The organism is Sphingopyxis sp. H115, from assembly GCF_001468465.1.
In the GTDB taxonomy this organism is placed as follows: domain Bacteria; phylum Pseudomonadota; class Alphaproteobacteria; order Sphingomonadales; family Sphingomonadaceae; genus Sphingopyxis.
In genome coordinates this window covers 1-14,702 of sequence record NZ_LNSA01000050.1, presented here as the reverse complement: position 1 = coordinate 14,702, position 14,702 = coordinate 1, and the positions used below count along the sequence as shown (strand labels likewise).

The window sequence follows — 14,702 nt, the reverse complement described above, 5'->3', positions numbered from 1 at the left end:
GGGGCAGGCGCATGATCTCCTCGGCGCGCGACCAGGCGAGCTGGACGGGGCGCTTGATCTGGAGCGCGACGATCGCCGCCTGCACTGCGACGCTATGGTCGAGGCACGCATCGAACGACCCCCCCGCCATCATCGGGAACAGGACGACGTTAGCCAGCGTCAGGCCGGTGGCGGCGGCGACCGCGTCGCGGCACTGCGCCGGCGCTTGCGTCGCGACCCAGATGCGCAGCCGCGCGCCGTCGGGCGCCGCGGTCGCGGTGCGCGTTTCGATGGGCGCATGCAGCGCTGGGGCGACCGCATATTCGGCGGCGATTTTCGTCCGCCCGGTCATCGCCTCGGCGACGTCGCCGATGGCCGATATCCGGTATCCATCGCCCTTCAGCGCGGCTTTCAGCGCCTTGTCGATCCCCTCGGTCGAAACCGGCGTGCCCTGGGTTTCGAAAACTGGCGCAAAGCCGTCGAGCGCGCGGTTCGCCGCCCACCAGTTGCGCGCGACGGTTGCGACCCAGCGCTCGTGGGTAACGACATGGAGCAAGCCGGGAGACGCCATGCCCGTTTTGCGGTCGATGGCTTTCAGCCGCGTCGCGCCGATGGGGCCCTGGCGGATCGCGGCGAACACCATGTCGGGCAGGCGGATGTCGCCGGCATAATTGGCCGACCCGTCGATCTTTGCAGGCAGGTCGAGCCGCGTCAGGTCCTTGCCATAAAGCGGATCGGCGCTGTTCGCGCGATAGACCGGCTCGGCGGGCGGTTCGAGCGTGGCGGCAACCGCCGCGACCTCCCCGAAACGCAGCTTTTTCTGACCGAAGATGACAAAGCCGTCCTGCGTGTCGCATTGGTCCCAGTCGGTGTCCCAACGTCGGGCCGCCGCCATCATCAACAGTGCACGCGCCTGCGCCGCCGCGGCGCGGCAGGGGCCCTCGAACATGCGGACTGACGAGCTGTTGGCGGTCAGCATCACTGCATGGCGCACCGCCCATTCGCGCCGCGCCCAGCTGCGCACGTCGGACACGAAATCGGGAACGCCCGATCGCGGTGTAAAGACGGCGCTATCCTCATCGACCAGCAGCGTGTTGGTATAGAGCGGGTTGATCGGCGCGGTCTCGACCGCGATCGTCCGCCAGTCGGCGCCGAGTTCGTCGGCCATGATCTGGGGCAACAGCGTCGTGACGCCCTGTCCCATCTCGCACTGCGGGACGATTGCGCCGATATGCCCGTCGTCGCCGATCTTCAGGAACGCGTTGAAAACATGTTCGTCGGGCGTGGCGGTCAGGTTCGGCTGATAGTCGCGCGGCCACAGGCTCCACGCGATCGCGAGCCCGCCCGCCGCAGTCGCGCCGACGAGCATCTGGCGGCGGCTGATCTGCGGCACGCGCGATGTCTTTTTCCCTACCGTGTCGCGAATGCCCACCATGCCCGCTGCTGATAGTCGGCGCGAGTCGGCGAGGCAAAGGCTTTCGATAGCGCCGCGCGCGGCGCGTTATCGCAGCAAACCGAGGCGGGGGATTTCGACCTTAGGGCAGCGATCCATCACGACCGCCAGCCCGGCGGCCTCGGCGCGCTTCGCGGCGGCTTCGTCGATGACGCCCATCTGCATCCACACCGCCTTGGCGCCATGGACGATCGCTTCGTCCACCGCGGCGCCCGCGTCCGCGCTTTTGCGGAAAATGTCGACGATCTCGGCGGGCGGCTCGACATCGGCCAGCGTTGCGACGACGGGCGCGCCGTGGATCGTCTTGCCTGCATGGCCGGGGTTGACCGCGATCACATTGTGACCCTGCGCGACGAGGAAGGCGAGCACGCCGTTCGACGGGCGCGCGGGGTTGGGCGAGGCGCCGACCACCGCGATGCGGCGCGGCTGGCCCAAGAGTTCACGGATCTCGCCTTCGTCGTTGATCGCCATCATTTGTCCTTTCGAGCATCCAGCCATTCGGCGACCTTCGCCGCTATCGCGTGGAATGGTTCGCCCGCCGGATCGGTTCCTGCCGCGGGCGGGACCCCGCCGTCGCTCGCGAGGCGGATCCCCATCGACAGCGGCACGCGGCCGAGGAAGTCGAGCCCCATCTTCCCCGCCGCCGCCTCGGCGCCGCCGCTGCCGAACGGATCGCTGACCTCGCCGCAATGCGGGCAGGCATAGCCCGCCATATTCTCGACGAGCCCGATGATCGGCACCTCGGCCTGCTCGAACAGGCTGATCGCGCGCGTCGCGTCCATCAGCGCAAGGTCTTGCGGCGTTGACACGATCACCGCGCCCGCGGGCTTGTGCTTCTGGATCATCGTCAGCTGGACGTCGCCGGTTCCGGGGGGCAGGTCGACAACCAGCGTGTCGATATCGCCCCAGCTCGCATCGACCAGCTGTTCGAGCGCGCGCCCCGCCATCGGACCGCGCCACGCGATCGCCTGCCCGGGCTGGGCGATCTGCCCGGTCGACAGCATCGGCACGTCATAGGCGCTCTGGACGGGGGCCAGCTTCGACCCTCGCGCCTCGGGCTTCACATTTTCGCTATCCATCAGGCGCGGCTGCGACGGGCCATAGATGTCGGCATCGACCAAGCCGACCTTGACCCCCAGCCGGCGCAGCGCGACCGCGAGGTTGGCGGCGAGCGTCGATTTGCCTACCCCGCCCTTGCCGCTGCCGACCGCGATAATCGTCATCGCCTTTTTTTCGGCGGTCATCGCGATGCGGACCTCGGTCACGCCCGCTTGTTCGAGCAGGCCGGCGCGCAGCTTGTCCTCGAGCGGTTTGCGAGCATCGATCGCGAGGCCCGTGACGTCGAGCACGATCGCAAGCGTTCCCTTGTCGTCGAGAAAGCGCAGGCCCGACGAGCGGCCTTCGGTGAGATCGCCCGCGATGCTGGCGAGGGGAGCGGTATCGGTCATGTCCGGGCCAGATAGGCATGCCGAAGGCGATTGCCAGCCATTTTCGTGCGTCCCCCCTGTTAATCGCGCCCGCGCCCCCTATAAAAGCAGGATGAGCAACGACAATGAAGGCAGCATGGCCGGCCGCGGTCCGGGGGGATTGCGGCGATTTTTATATCAGATCAGCCAGATGGCGAACAGTCCGTGGGGCAGCGGACCCGGCAAGGGCGACGACGACGGCAAGGGCGATGGCAAGCGCCCCGGCCCGCGCAACCCGTGGGTGACCCCCGATCCGGTCGATCAGCGGCGCGGACAAAAACCGCGTGGCCCCTCGGCGCTCGACGAATTGCTGCGCAAGGGCCGCGGCGGCTTCGGCGGCGGCGGATCGGGCGGCGGTGGTCAGTTCAATCTCGGCGATTCGGCGAAGTTCTGGAAATGGGCGATTCTCGCGATCGTCGTCGTCTGGGTCCTTTTCTCCTCCTTCCATATCGTCCCGCCCGAAAAAGAGGGCGTGGTGACGCGGCTCGGCAGCTATTCGCGCACCGTCGGGCCGGGGGTGAAACTCACCTGGCCCGCGCCGATCGAACGCGTCCGCATGGAGGACGTCCGCGCGATCCGCACCATGGCGGTCGGTTCGCCCAATGCGACCGACGAGAATTTCGTGCTGACGCGTGACCAGAGCATCGTCGACCTAGCCTATGAGGTCCGTTGGTCGGTGCGCAGCCCCGAACTCTTCTTTTTTCAGCTCGCCAACCCCGAAGACACGATCCGCGAGGTCGCCGAAAGCGCGATGCGCGCCACGGTCGCGAATTTCGACCTCGTCCAGGCGATCGGTCCGGGGCGCGTCGAGATCGAGGCGCAGGTGCAGCAGCGCATGCAGGCGCTGCTCGACGAATATCGCGCGGGCGTGACGATCCAGGGCATCGCGATCCGTCAGGCCGATCCGCCGAGCCAAGTCGACGAGGCGTTCAAGGAAGTCACTGCGGCGCGACAGGAACGCGAATCGGCGATCAACCTTGCGCGCGCCTATCAACAGCAGGTGCTTGAACGCGCGCGTGGCGACACGGCAGCGTTCGACAAGATTTACGAGCAGTATAAGCTGGCGCCGGGCGTGACCCGCCAGCGCCTTTATTACGAGACGATGGAGACGGTGTTGTCGAACGTCGACAAGACGATTGTCGAGGCGCGCGGGGTGACCCCCTATTTGCCGCTGAACGAGGTGCAGAAACGGGTCAAGGCCCCCGAAGCCGTCCAGAAGGGAGGCGAATGATGTTCGGTTCGCTCTTCCACAATCCGGTGCGCCTGCTCGTCGCGGTCGTCGCCATCCTCGTCATCCTGTCGCAATCGCTCGCGATCGTGCCCGAAGACAAGCAGGCGCTGATCCTGCGCTTCGGCGAAATCGAGCGGACCGTGAACCGGTACAAGCCGAACGAGGATTTCGGCCGCTCGGGCGCGGGCCTCGTCCTGCGGGTGCCGTTCACTGACGGCATTCAATATATCGACAAGCGCATTCTGGGCATCAACATGGAGCGCCAGCAGGTGCTCTCGACCGACCAACAAAGGCTGCAGGTCGACGCCTTCGCGCGCTTCCGCATCACCAATCCCGTGCGCATGTACACCGCGATCCGTACCGAAGAGCGGCTGCAGCAGCAGTTGGCCACCATCCTCGGCTCGTCGCTGCGCAACGAGCTTGGCAAGCGCACCTTTGCAACCCTGCTGTCGCCCGAACGCGGCGCGGTGATGGACAATATCCAGGTAGCACTCAATCGCGAGGCACGGAAATATGGCGCCGAGATCATCGACGTGCGGATCAAGCGCGCCGACCTGCCCGAAGGCGCGACGCTGGTTGCGGCCTATAACCGGATGCGATCGGCGCGGTTGCAGGAAGCGACCGCGATCCGCGCCGAAGGGCAGAAGGAGGCGCAGATCATTCGCGGCGGCGCCGACGGCGAAGCCGCGCGCATCTATGCCGCCAGCTTTGGCAAGGACCCCGAATTCTATGATTTCTATCGCGCGATGCAGAGCTATCGGCAGACCTTTCTGGGTGAAAACAATCAGGGTGGAACGTCGATCATCATGTCGCCCGATAATGAATATCTAAAACGTTTCAGCGGCGGTTGACGCGTTCGGGGCAAGCGGGGGACCGATGAACGGAAGCTTCAAGGCGCGTTCATGTTCAATCGCCGTTCAGCCAGCCCGCCGCAGACCGCCGCAGCCGGGGCTATCGAGTTTTTGGAAGAACGAAGAGGATTACCGATCGTGCGTTATGTATATGGCATCACTTCGGCCTTGCTGGCGGGTGGCACCGCGCTGGCGCTGGTCACCCAGTCTCCCGTCGGCGCGCAGGTCGCGCAGAACGAGAAGAGTGAAATGGCACGCGCCGTGCCGCGCGCCGGTGCCCCCGAAAGCTTCGCTGACCTTGTCGAACAGCTCCAGCCCGCCGTGGTCAACATCTCGACCAAGCAGGAAGTGACGCTCGGCGTGCGGCTCAATCCCTTTGCCGGGACGCGCGAGCCGATCACGCAGGAACAGCAGGGCGGCGGCTCGGGTTTCCTCATTTCGGCCGACGGCTACATCGTCACCAACAATCACGTCATTTCCGGCGGTCCGCGCGGCGAAGCGGTGAACGAAGTCACTGTCACGCTCACCAACCAGCGCGAATATAAGGCGAAGATCGTCGGCCGCGATGTCGCGTCGGACCTCGCGCTGCTCAAGATCGATGCGACCGGCATGCCCTTCGTCAAATTCGCTGACGGCAGCCCGGCACGCGTCGGCGACTGGGTGGTCGCGATCGGCAACCCGCTCGGGCTCGGCTCGACGGTGACCGCGGGCATCATCTCGGCGGTCCAGCGGAATATCGGCCAGGGCGGCGCCTATGACCGTTATATCCAGACCGACACCGCGATTAACCGCGGCAATTCGGGTGGCCCGCTGTTCGACCTGCAGGGCAATGTCGTCGGCATCAACAACATGCTGATTTCGCCCGTCGGTGCCAACATCGGCGTCAACTTCGCGATTCCCGCCGACGCCGCGATCCCGGTGATCGAGGCGCTGCGCGCCGGCGAAGCGCCGCAGCGCGGCTATCTCGGCATCGGCATCGCGCCGGTGACCGAGGACTTTGCCTCGGCGCTCGGCTTGCCCAAGGATCGTGGCGAATTCGTCCAGCGCGTCGAACCGGGCGAGGCTGGTGAAAAGGCCGGACTGAAGCGCGGCGACGTCGTACTCAAGGTCAATGGCAAGGATGTGACGCCGCAGCAGACGCTGTCGTACATCGTCGCCAACACCAAACCGGGGACGCGCATCCCGCTCGAGGTCGTGCGCGACGGCAAGACGATGACGCTCAACGCCGTCGTCGGCACGCGCCCGCCGGAAAGCGAACTGTCGGGGACGGATTTCGACCCCGAAGAAGAACAGACGATGCCCGAAGATCCGTCGGGCGCGCACGACGAGGCGATCCAGAACAGCCTTGGCATGGCGGTGCAGCCGCTGACGCCCGACATCGCGCGCGCCGTCGGGATCGATGCGAGCAGCAAGGGGCTAGTGATCGGCGCCGTTTCGGGGAGCAGCGATGCCGGCCGCAAAGGCCTGCGCCGCGGCGACGCGATCCTGACCGCGAATCGCACGCCGGTGACGTCGAGCGAGGCGCTGGCAAAGGTGGTCGCCGAGGCGAAGAAGGCGGGCCGCGATGCGGTGCTGCTTGAAATCCTGCGTCGCGGCGGCCCCTCGGCCTTTATCGCGATCCGCATCAAATAGGTTCGCCGTCCAGCCAGCCCGACGAAAAGGGGCGCCGCGACCTTTGGGTCCGGCGCCCTTTTTGTTGCGCGTGGTGCGAGATGTTCATATTATGTTCTCGGGTATCGAGTCGGGAGATGCGATGATGATCGGTTATGTGACCTTGGGAACCCGCGACCTTGCGAAGGCGGCGGTATTTTACGATGCGATTGCGGCCGAGCTGGATACGCCGCGCATGATGGAATTCGACGGCTTCATCGCGTGGGGCAAGCCCGGCGGCGGTGCGGGGATCGGCCTGACCAAGCCGTTCGATGGCAATGAGGCGACGGTCGGCAATGGCGTGATGGTCGCGCTGGAGGCGAAGGACAAGGACCAGGTCCACCGCCTGTACGACATCGCGCTCGCCCATGGCGGCACCTGCGAAGGCCCGCCCGGACCGCGCGGCGAGGGCTTTTACGCCGGCTATTTCCGCGATCCCGATGGCAACAAACTCAACGCCTTCATCATGGGATGACGCGCGGCGTTTTTGGGGTGGTTAGCGGACGTTAAGGTCCTCCCTGTCGCGAAGCGATGGGGAGGGGGACCGCGCCCGCAGGGCGTGGTGGAGGGGCGTCGTCATCGCGCCATTTGCCCCTCAGTCAGCGCTTCGCGCTGCCACCTCCCATGCCTGCGGCACGGGGAGGATTAATGTCCGCAACCGCTCGCCAGCCGCCATTGCTTCGACAATCCCATCCCATTGCCAATTGCCTGTCCCGCCCCGCCACTCTAGACCTCACCCAAACCATAGGTGGAGGACATTGGGTGAGCGACGGCAGCACGATTAGCGAAATCTATATCGGCCTTGGCGGTGGCGGTGCGGCGGACGGTCCGCGGCAATCGCTCGTGCTCAAGCGTGCGAATCGTCACGGGCTGATCGCGGGGGCGACCGGCACCGGCAAGACGGTGACGCTGCAAGGACTGGCCGAAGGCTTTTCGGCGGTCGGCGTTCCGGTGTTTGTCGCCGATGTAAAGGGCGACCTTGCTGGCATGGCGATGGCGGGAAGCCCGACCGCCAAGGTGCACGAACCCTTTTCCAAACGTGCCGCGGAAATCGGCGATACGACCTGGGCCTATCGCGACAATCCGGTGATCTTCTGGGACCTGTTCGGCGAGCAGGGGCATCCGATCCGGACCACCATTTCCGAAATGGGGCCGCTGCTGCTCGCGCGGTTGATGGGGCTCAACGAGGTGCAGGAAGGCGTCCTCGCGATTGCGTTCCGCGTCGCCGACGAACAGAATATGCTGCTGCTCGATCTCGGCGACTTGCAGGCGATGCTCGTCTGGTGCGCCGAAAATGCCGACGAACTGACGACGCGATACGGCAATGTGTCGAAGGCGACCGTCGGCACGATCCAGCGGCAATTGCTGACGCTCGAAACGCAGGGCGGCGATCATTTCTTCGGCGAACCGGCGCTCGACATCCACGACATGATCCGCACCGACGAAAACGGCCGCGGCTATGTTAACATCCTCGCCGCCGACAAGCTGATGGCGAGCCCCAAGCTCTATGCGACCTTCCTCCTGTGGCTGCTCTCTGAAATGTTCGAGACGCTTCCCGAAATCGGCGATCCCGACAAGCCGAAGCTCGTCTTTTTCTTCGACGAGGCGCATCTGCTGTTCGACGATGCGCCGCCAGCGCTGACCGAAAAGATTGAACAGGTGGTGCGCCTGATCCGTTCGAAGGGTGTCGGCGTCTATTTCGTCACGCAGAACCCGATCGACGTGCCGGAGGAAGTCGCGGGCCAGCTTGGTAACCGCGTCCAGCACGCGCTGCGCGCCTTCACGCCGCGCGACCAGAAAGCGGTGAAGGCGGCGGCCGAAACCTTCCGCCCCAACCCCAAGATCGACGTGGCGCGCGAGATCACCGAGCTAAAGGTCGGCGAGGCGCTCGTTTCGCTGCTGATGGCTGACGGCGCGCCGTCGCCGGTCGAGCGCACCTTGATCAAGCCCCCCTGCTCACGCGCAGGACCGCTCGACGCCAAGGAGCGCGCGATCATCCAGTCGATCTCGCCGGTCGCGGACAAATATGACACTGCGGTCGACCGCGAGAGCGCCGAGGAGTTGCTCGCCGCCAAGGCCGAGCAGGCACAGGCGGCCGCGGTCGAGGCCCAGGCCCAAGCCGAAGCCGACAAGCAGGCGGCGATCGCGGCGAAGGAAGAGGCGAAGCGCAAGGCCGCCGAGGAGCGCGAGCGCATCCGTCTCGAAAAGGCGGCGGCGCGCGAGGCGGCAAAACCTTCGATGGCCGAAAAGATGATGCAATCGGCCGCGCGCTCGGCCGCGACGAGTCTTGGCCGGCAGGTCGCGGGCAAGTTCGGCGGCCAGCTGATGCGCGGCATCCTAGGCAGCCTGTTCAAATAGACGCTTCTTTCCTCATCCAGCAGTGCGCCCGCCCCGGCTTTCGCCGTCGAGCCAAAGTTCTGCTCTCGAGCGATTGCGCGGTGAGAGCCGGGCCCAGAATTCGTAGACTAACCTTGCGTTTTGCCGCGCTGGGCCCCGGCTTTCGTCGGGGTTAACAACGGGCAGTTTTCCACCCCAAAACCGGACCTTTCCGACTATTCGCGATCACTATATTGCGCCCGGCGCCGCAACGCCTGGCTGCCCGGCCGCTCGCGGCGCATCGCTCCTCGACAAGTCTCGCGAATCGCGGCAGCATGCGTTTCATGACAAAACCTATATTGCCCGGAGAGGTAGCCGCCGCCGTCGTCGACCCTGTCGCATACGGCCAATGGGACCCGCTGCACGACCAGCTCGCCTGGGCGCGCGCGAACGCACCGCTGGCGATTGCCGAAAATCCCGATCACGACCCCTTCTGGCTGGTGACGCGCCACGCCGACATCATGGCGATCAGCCGCGACCCGCAACGATTCGCGAACGGCATTCGGCCCACGGTTCTCACCAACCGCGACGGCGAGGCGCTCGCGCGCGCGGCGACGCCGAACAACGACGGGCATCTGATCCGGTCGCTCGTCCAGATGGATGCTCCCGACCATATGAAATACCGCCTGCTCACGCAGAGCTGGTTCATGCCCAAGAATCTGAGGATCGTCGAAGACCGCATCCGCCAGATCGCGCGCGAGACCGTCGATCATATGCTGGCGGCGAGCAGCGAGACCGATTTTGCGCGCGACGTCGCGGCGCATTATCCGCTGCGGGTCATTATGGATATATTGGGCGTGCCGCGCGAGGACGAGCCGCGGATGCTGATGCTGACGCAGCAATTGTTCGGCCCGACCGACCCCGAATTGAACCGGAGCCGGGAGGCGATCACCTCGGCCGAGCAGGCGATCGCGATGCTGAATTTCGTCATCGCCGATTTCGAAAATTATTTCGGCGCGCTTACCGCCGACCGGCGCGCCAGCCCGCGCGAGGATATCGCGACGGTGATCGCGAACGCGATGATCGGCGGCGAACAGATACCCGACCGCGAACTCGCCGGCTATTATATGATCATCGCAACCGCGGGGCACGACACGACGAGCGCGTCGACCGCGGGCGCCATCATGGAATTGGCGAAGAACCCGGCGCTCTTCGAGCGCTTCCGCGATGCGGGAAGCGACAAGGCCGGGTTGATCGAGGAGGCGATCCGCTGGACCACCCCGGTCCAGCATTTCATGCGCAGCGCAAAGGAAGATGTAGAAGTGGGCGGCCAGACGATCCGCGCGGGCGACTGGCTGATGCTGAATTATGTTTCGGGCAACCGCGACGAGGATGTGTTCGGTGATCCCTTTGTCTTCGACCCCGACCGCGAGAAGAATCAGCAGATCGCCTTCGGCTTCGGCGCGCATGTCTGTCTTGGCCAGCATCTCGCGCGCATGGAAATGCGAATCCTGATGGAAGAATTGCTCCCCCGGCTGGCGCGCCTCGAAATGGCGGGCGAACCGGCGCGGGTCGAATCGGTGTTCGTCGGCGGGCTCAAGCGCCTGCCGATCCGGTTCGAGGCGCGATAGGCCGACCCCCCTGGCAGGCGGACCGATGGAACATAGCGACAGCCGTACGCGTTTCCGATCCGACTGTAAAAGGAACCTGCCATGTCTCTCCTCAAAAAAGCCGCGATTTCGCTCGCGGCGACCTCGATGATCCTGACCCCACTGGTCGCCTCCGCTGCCCCCGTCATCGATGCAAGCGCCGTGAGCGCGACCGATCGCGCAAGCGAACTCGAAGGCGCAAGCTGGATTGCGATTGTTCTCGGGCTGGCGATCGTCGCCGGCGGCATCTGGCTGGTCGTCGACGATAACGACGACGAGCCGGTCAGCCCCTAACCTCGCTGAACGGGCAGGGGCTTAAGGCCTCTCGCCCGGAAAGAAGCGCGCGACGACCTCGCTCGCGAGCCTGGCGGGGCGTAGGGTTTCGGCGTCGATGCAGCACCAGCTCGACTTGACCTCGGCCAGCACTTCCTCGCCACGCTTGATGATCGTTTCATAAAAGGCGCGCGCGCCCTGCACCTTTTCGAGAATCACGGTCGCGATGACTTGGTCGTCGAGGAAGGCGGGGCGCCGATACGTGATTTCGTGCTTCAGCGCGACCCACAGATGCGCCGCGACCGCATCGGGAGGCGCGATGTGGCGCCAGTGCGACAGCACCGCTTCCTGCACCCAGCTCAGATAATGGGCGTTGTTCACATGCCCCATGAAATCGATCTGGTCGGCGCCAACGGCGATGGCATGGTCGTGTGGAAGCGAGGTTGCGGTCATAACGCTGACACTAATGTCAATATTATGTGACGGAAAGATGAATTATCGATCAAGTCAAAGCGGCACCGGACCGGTGCCGCTTATCGATCAGCCCCGCCCGCGATAAGGGGCAACGCCTTGGTCGGGCAGCCAGAGGCCCGCGGGCGGCGCGCCCGTTTGCCAGAAAACGTCAATGGGGATTCCACCGCGCGGATACCAATAGCCGCCGATGCGCAGCCATCTGGGCTGCATTTCATCAAACAGGCGGCGGCCGATGCCGACGGTGCAATCCTCGTGAAACCCTGCATGATTGCGGAAGGAGCCGAGAAACAGTTTCAGGCTCTTCGATTCGACGATCGTGTCGCCCGGCGCATAATCGATGACGAGATGCGCAAAATCGGGCTGGCCCGTAACTGGGCAGAGCGAGGTGAATTCGGGCGCGGCAAAGCGGACGAGGTACAATTCGCCGGCGCGCGGGTTGGGAACATAGTCGAGCACTGCGGCCTCGGGCGCGACAGGCAGTTCGCTCGATTGGCCGAGATGTTTGGGTGCGAGTGGGGTAGGGCTGGAATCGGTCATGGAAAGCCTCTAGTGCGCAGCGCGGCCGATGTCACCGCCGACAATCGGACTCGGCCGGGTTCAGGGTCGATTCAGCGGCCCCGGCCCAGCAGGCATGATTCGGGATCGCTAAAGCAGAATGACGAACAGCAAGATGGGGCAGGGACATGGGACGGCGCGATGGCCGCTGGCGGCGTTCGCGCTGGCAAGCGCCGCCGCGTCGCCACTGGCCGGGGCGCAGGAAAACGGGAACCCGTCGCCCGCGCCGTCGTCGTCGCGCCCGATCGACTTCCGCCTGCCGCCCGCCGACGACGGCCGCACGCCCGGCGTGCAGGGGCCGGCCGACAATGGCCTGCCGCCGATCGCGCCTGGCGAGCGCCCCGGCGCGCAGCCGACCCCGGCGCCCACCCCGGCGCCGGTGACGCCGCGCGTCGCACCGACCCAGCCCGCCGCGACCCAGCCCGTCACGACGAGGTCCGCCGAACCCGCCGCGCCGACGCGGCGCGATGCGGCATCGCCGGCGGCCCGGCGCCCGGCCCCCGGCGCCGACGATCCCGCTGGGCAACCAGCGATCTCGGATGGCGCGGCATCGGCGCCGATGGAAGAGGATGCGGCCGGGACCGCTTCGCCCCCCGATATGGCAACGCCCGTCGTCGATGACGCGCCCGCCGCCGCGAGCCCGCCCGAGCCCTCCGTGCCTGCGGGGGACGGCACGGGTACGCCGCTCTGGGCGTGGTTGCTCGCGGCGCTGGCCGCGCTGGCCACAGGGCTCTGGTATTGGCGCCGCCGCCCGGTCGCGGTGGCCGTCACCCCCGACGAAGGCGCAGGCGAGCCGCCGCAGCCGCAGCCACAATCGCCGGCGCCGCGCGCCGTCACCCCGGCAGCGCGCGGCGCCCCGCGCCCCGTGCCGGAGTCCGTCGGCCGCGCGCCCGTGCCGAGGGCTGTCCCCCCCGCCGCGCCGCGCGCGGTATCGCCGCTCGTCACGCGGGCTTCGGGAGAACAGCGCGCCAACGTCGGTATGACGCTGACCGTGCACAGCATCCAAATCCTGTCCGATCATGTCGCGGTCGGTTTTACGCTCCACCTGCGGAACCAGGGCAATTTGCCGGCGACGGGGCTCATGGTCCGCGTCGCCCTGGGGCAGGGCTCGGCGATGCCCGAAGCCGTGCTCGCCCGATTCTTCGACGGCGCGGGCGGCAGCGTGCTGCGCGACGACATCGCGCTGGCGGTGGGCGCGGGCGAAGACCTGTCGACCGAGGTGATGCTGCCGCGTGCGCCGATCGAACCGCTGATGATCGGCGGCAAACCCATGCTCGTTCCCGTCATTGCGTTCGACGTGACCTATCATTGGGACGGCGAAGGCGAAGCCTTCGGGCAGAATGCCGGTAGTTTCGTGCTCGGGCGCGAGCAGGGGGGCAGCGGCAGTGAAAGGCTCGCGGCGCTCCCGCTCGACCGCGCATCCTACCGGGTCGACCATCCCGGTGCGCGCGCGACGGCGCTCAAGCGCGCGCAGTAAGCGACCCGAAAAGGGGACGCTTTTTTGTTGCGGTGCAGCATCGGCTGGGGCAGGACGGACCGCGCTTGAAAAAGCGCAGGTGGGGGCATAGGCTGACTATTCCCCGGAAAGATGAAGAGCCACAGCAGGATGGCCGGGCGAGGGACAGGCAAACAGGTTCCCGGACGGTCGTAACAGGAGCATGACATGGACGCCTTGGTCTCAACCGACTGGCTGGAACGCGAACTGGGGGCATCGGACCTGCGGGTCGTTGATGCGACGAAATTTCTGGCCGACGAAGGACGCGATGCGCGTGCCGAATATGAGGCGGGGCATATCCCGGGCGCGGTCTTCATGGACCTGGCCGAATTGACCGATGCGTCCTCCGACATCGAAAATATGGCGCCGCCCGCCGAGAAATTCGCCAGCCGCATGCAGTCGCTCGGCCTAGGCGACGGCAGCCGGATCGTCCTTTACGACGACAGCCCGCTGAAGAGCGCGGCGCGCGCCTGGTGGCTGCTCAAATTGTTTGGCGCGCACGATGTTGCGCTGCTCGATGGCGGCCTCGCCAAATGGAAAGCCGAGGGCCGCGCGCTCGAAATGGGCAAGCAGACGCTGCGCCACCGCCACTTCACTGTCTGGCGCGATGCCAAGGCGGTGCGGACCAAGGACCAGATGCTCGCGAACGTTACGAGCGGCGCCGAACAGGTCGTCGATGCGCGCGGCGCGGTGCGCTTCACCGGCGAAGAACGCGACCCGCGTCCCGGTCTTGCGCCCGGGCACATCCCGAATTCGCGCAGCCTGCCCTATGGCGAGCTGTTCAACGCCGACGGTACCTGGAAGCGCGGCGACGATCTGAAGGCGGCTTTCGATGCCGCGGGCGTCGATCTCGACAAGCCGCTGGTAACGACCTGCGGCAGCGGCATGACCGCGACCGTCGTGGCGTTCGGCGCGCACCTGCTCGGCAAGGACGATGTCGCGGTGTACGACGGCAGCTGGACGGAATGGGGCGCCGACCCGGCGACCCCGAAGGCGACCGGCGCCGCCTGATCGGCCTTGGCGCGCGCGGGTGGTCTATCCGCCGCGCGGAGCGCTATAGGCGTTTCGCACGAAGGCACAAAGAGGGCAGCACTCGCGCCTACGGACGCGCACTGCCCTCTTTGTGCCTTCGTGTGAGATTTTTGAATCGCCGCTGCGAGGGCAGGAGAATGCCTGCCACTGGATTTTGCCTGCTGTGCCGCTAACAGGGACGGGATGAGCAAGAACGACGACGACAGCCTCCGTCCGGCGACGAAACTCGTGCAGGGCGGGCGCCGGCCCGAATGGACCGGCGATCCACGGCTCGGCGG

At 66.2% G+C, this 14,702-nt stretch carries 14 protein-coding genes; 9 read left to right on the top strand and 5 right to left on the bottom strand.

The window, feature by feature from the left end:
• The 3 genes from ATE71_RS21075 to ATE71_RS21065 form a co-directional block, all read right to left on the bottom strand.
• Window positions 1–1,414 (bottom strand): molybdopterin cofactor-binding domain-containing protein (locus ATE71_RS21075; protein WP_152998877.1); only part of this gene is annotated, 1,414 nt, incomplete at its 3' end.
• A gap of 66 nt (window positions 1,415–1,480) precedes the next feature.
• On the bottom strand, window positions 1,481–1,903 hold the full coding sequence (locus ATE71_RS21070) for a CoA-binding protein (protein ID WP_058805296.1): 423 nt from the start codon (window positions 1,901–1,903) through the stop codon (window positions 1,481–1,483).
• Window positions 1,903–2,880, bottom strand: a complete 978-nt coding sequence (locus tag ATE71_RS21065; protein ID WP_058805295.1) for an Mrp/NBP35 family ATP-binding protein — start codon at window positions 2,878–2,880, stop codon at window positions 1,903–1,905. The genes ATE71_RS21070 and ATE71_RS21065 overlap by 1 nt, the downstream gene beginning before the upstream one ends.
• Before the next feature lie 91 nt (window positions 2,881–2,971).
• Between ATE71_RS21065 and hflK the strand changes: the two genes are divergently transcribed.
• The 7 genes from hflK to ATE71_RS21030 all read left to right on the top strand — a co-directional run bounded on the left by hflK (window position 2,972) and on the right by ATE71_RS21030 (window position 10,889).
• Entirely contained in the window at window positions 2,972–4,129 is a 1,158-nt protein-coding gene (hflK, locus tag ATE71_RS21060) for a protease modulator HflK (RefSeq protein ID WP_082665341.1), read from the top strand.
• Window positions 4,129–4,980, top strand: a complete 852-nt coding sequence (gene hflC, locus ATE71_RS21055; protein ID WP_058805294.1) for a protease modulator HflC — start codon at window positions 4,129–4,131, stop codon at window positions 4,978–4,980. Before hflK ends, hflC begins: the two co-directional genes overlap by 1 nt.
• Window positions 4,981–5,118: 138 nt before the next feature.
• Window positions 5,119–6,612 (top strand): trypsin-like peptidase domain-containing protein, encoded by a 1,494-nt coding sequence (locus ATE71_RS21050; RefSeq protein ID WP_058805293.1) that lies wholly within the window; start codon window positions 5,119–5,121, stop codon window positions 6,610–6,612.
• A gap of 124 nt (window positions 6,613–6,736) precedes the next feature.
• Complete coding sequence (locus tag ATE71_RS21045) at window positions 6,737–7,105, top strand: VOC family protein (protein WP_058805298.1); 369 nt, start codon at window positions 6,737–6,739, stop codon at window positions 7,103–7,105.
• Window positions 7,106–7,392: 287 nt separating this feature from the next.
• Window positions 7,393–8,988, top strand: a complete 1,596-nt coding sequence (locus ATE71_RS21040) for a helicase HerA-like domain-containing protein (protein ID WP_058805292.1) — start codon at window positions 7,393–7,395, stop codon at window positions 8,986–8,988.
• 302 nt (window positions 8,989–9,290) lie between these two features.
• Window positions 9,291–10,577: a cytochrome P450 gene (locus tag ATE71_RS21035; protein WP_058805297.1), complete on the top strand. Its 1,287-nt coding sequence runs from the start codon at window positions 9,291–9,293 to the stop codon at window positions 10,575–10,577.
• 81 nt (window positions 10,578–10,658) lie between these two features.
• Window positions 10,659–10,889 (top strand): hypothetical protein, encoded by a 231-nt coding sequence (locus tag ATE71_RS21030; RefSeq protein WP_058805291.1) that lies wholly within the window; start codon window positions 10,659–10,661, stop codon window positions 10,887–10,889.
• A 21-nt stretch (window positions 10,890–10,910) separates the two neighbouring features.
• On the opposite strand, the gene ATE71_RS21025 is transcribed toward ATE71_RS21030, so the two are convergent.
• Both ATE71_RS21025 and queF read right to left on the bottom strand, forming a co-directional pair.
• Complete coding sequence (locus ATE71_RS21025; RefSeq protein ID WP_058805290.1) at window positions 10,911–11,321, bottom strand: acyl-CoA thioesterase; 411 nt, start codon at window positions 11,319–11,321, stop codon at window positions 10,911–10,913.
• Window positions 11,322–11,408: 87 nt separating this feature from the next.
• Entirely contained in the window at window positions 11,409–11,879 is a 471-nt protein-coding gene (gene queF / locus ATE71_RS21020; RefSeq protein ID WP_058805289.1) for a preQ(1) synthase, read from the bottom strand.
• A gap of 118 nt (window positions 11,880–11,997) precedes the next feature.
• On the opposite strand from queF, the gene ATE71_RS21015 reads away from it, so the two are divergent.
• Complete coding sequence (locus ATE71_RS21015) at window positions 11,998–13,374, top strand: hypothetical protein (RefSeq protein ID WP_058805288.1); 1,377 nt, start codon at window positions 11,998–12,000, stop codon at window positions 13,372–13,374.
• Between the two features lie 186 nt (window positions 13,375–13,560).
• The gene (gene sseA / locus ATE71_RS21010; RefSeq protein WP_058805287.1) at window positions 13,561–14,403 is read left to right on the top strand and encodes a 3-mercaptopyruvate sulfurtransferase; all 843 of its coding nucleotides are present in this window, start codon (window positions 13,561–13,563) and stop codon (window positions 14,401–14,403) included.
• The last annotated feature ends 299 nt before the right edge of the window (window positions 14,404–14,702 follow it).

What these genes read in the sequence shown, in the direction of transcription:
- ATE71_RS21065 (WP_058805295.1), bottom strand. Translation starts at nt 2,880, where the DNA reads ATGACCGATACCGCTCCCCTCGCCAGCATCGCGGGCGATCTCACCGAA.
- ATE71_RS21035 (WP_058805297.1), top strand. Translation starts at nt 9,291, where the DNA reads ATGACAAAACCTATATTGCCCGGAGAGGTAGCCGCCGCCGTCGTCGAC.
- ATE71_RS21030 (WP_058805291.1), top strand. Translation starts at nt 10,659, where the DNA reads ATGTCTCTCCTCAAAAAAGCCGCGATTTCGCTCGCGGCGACCTCGATG.
- ATE71_RS21070 (WP_058805296.1), bottom strand. Translation starts at nt 1,903, where the DNA reads ATGGCGATCAACGACGAAGGCGAGATCCGTGAACTCTTGGGCCAGCCG.
- ATE71_RS21025 (WP_058805290.1), bottom strand. Translation starts at nt 11,321, where the DNA reads ATGACCGCAACCTCGCTTCCACACGACCATGCCATCGCCGTTGGCGCC.
- hflC (WP_058805294.1), top strand. Translation starts at nt 4,129, where the DNA reads ATGTTCGGTTCGCTCTTCCACAATCCGGTGCGCCTGCTCGTCGCGGTC.
- hflK (WP_082665341.1), top strand. Translation starts at nt 2,972, where the DNA reads ATGAGCAACGACAATGAAGGCAGCATGGCCGGCCGCGGTCCGGGGGGA.
- queF (WP_058805289.1), bottom strand. Translation starts at nt 11,879, where the DNA reads ATGACCGATTCCAGCCCTACCCCACTCGCACCCAAACATCTCGGCCAA.
- sseA (WP_058805287.1), top strand. Translation starts at nt 13,561, where the DNA reads ATGGACGCCTTGGTCTCAACCGACTGGCTGGAACGCGAACTGGGGGCA.
- ATE71_RS21015 (WP_058805288.1), top strand. Translation starts at nt 11,998, where the DNA reads ATGACGAACAGCAAGATGGGGCAGGGACATGGGACGGCGCGATGGCCG.
- ATE71_RS21045 (WP_058805298.1), top strand. Translation starts at nt 6,737, where the DNA reads ATGATCGGTTATGTGACCTTGGGAACCCGCGACCTTGCGAAGGCGGCG.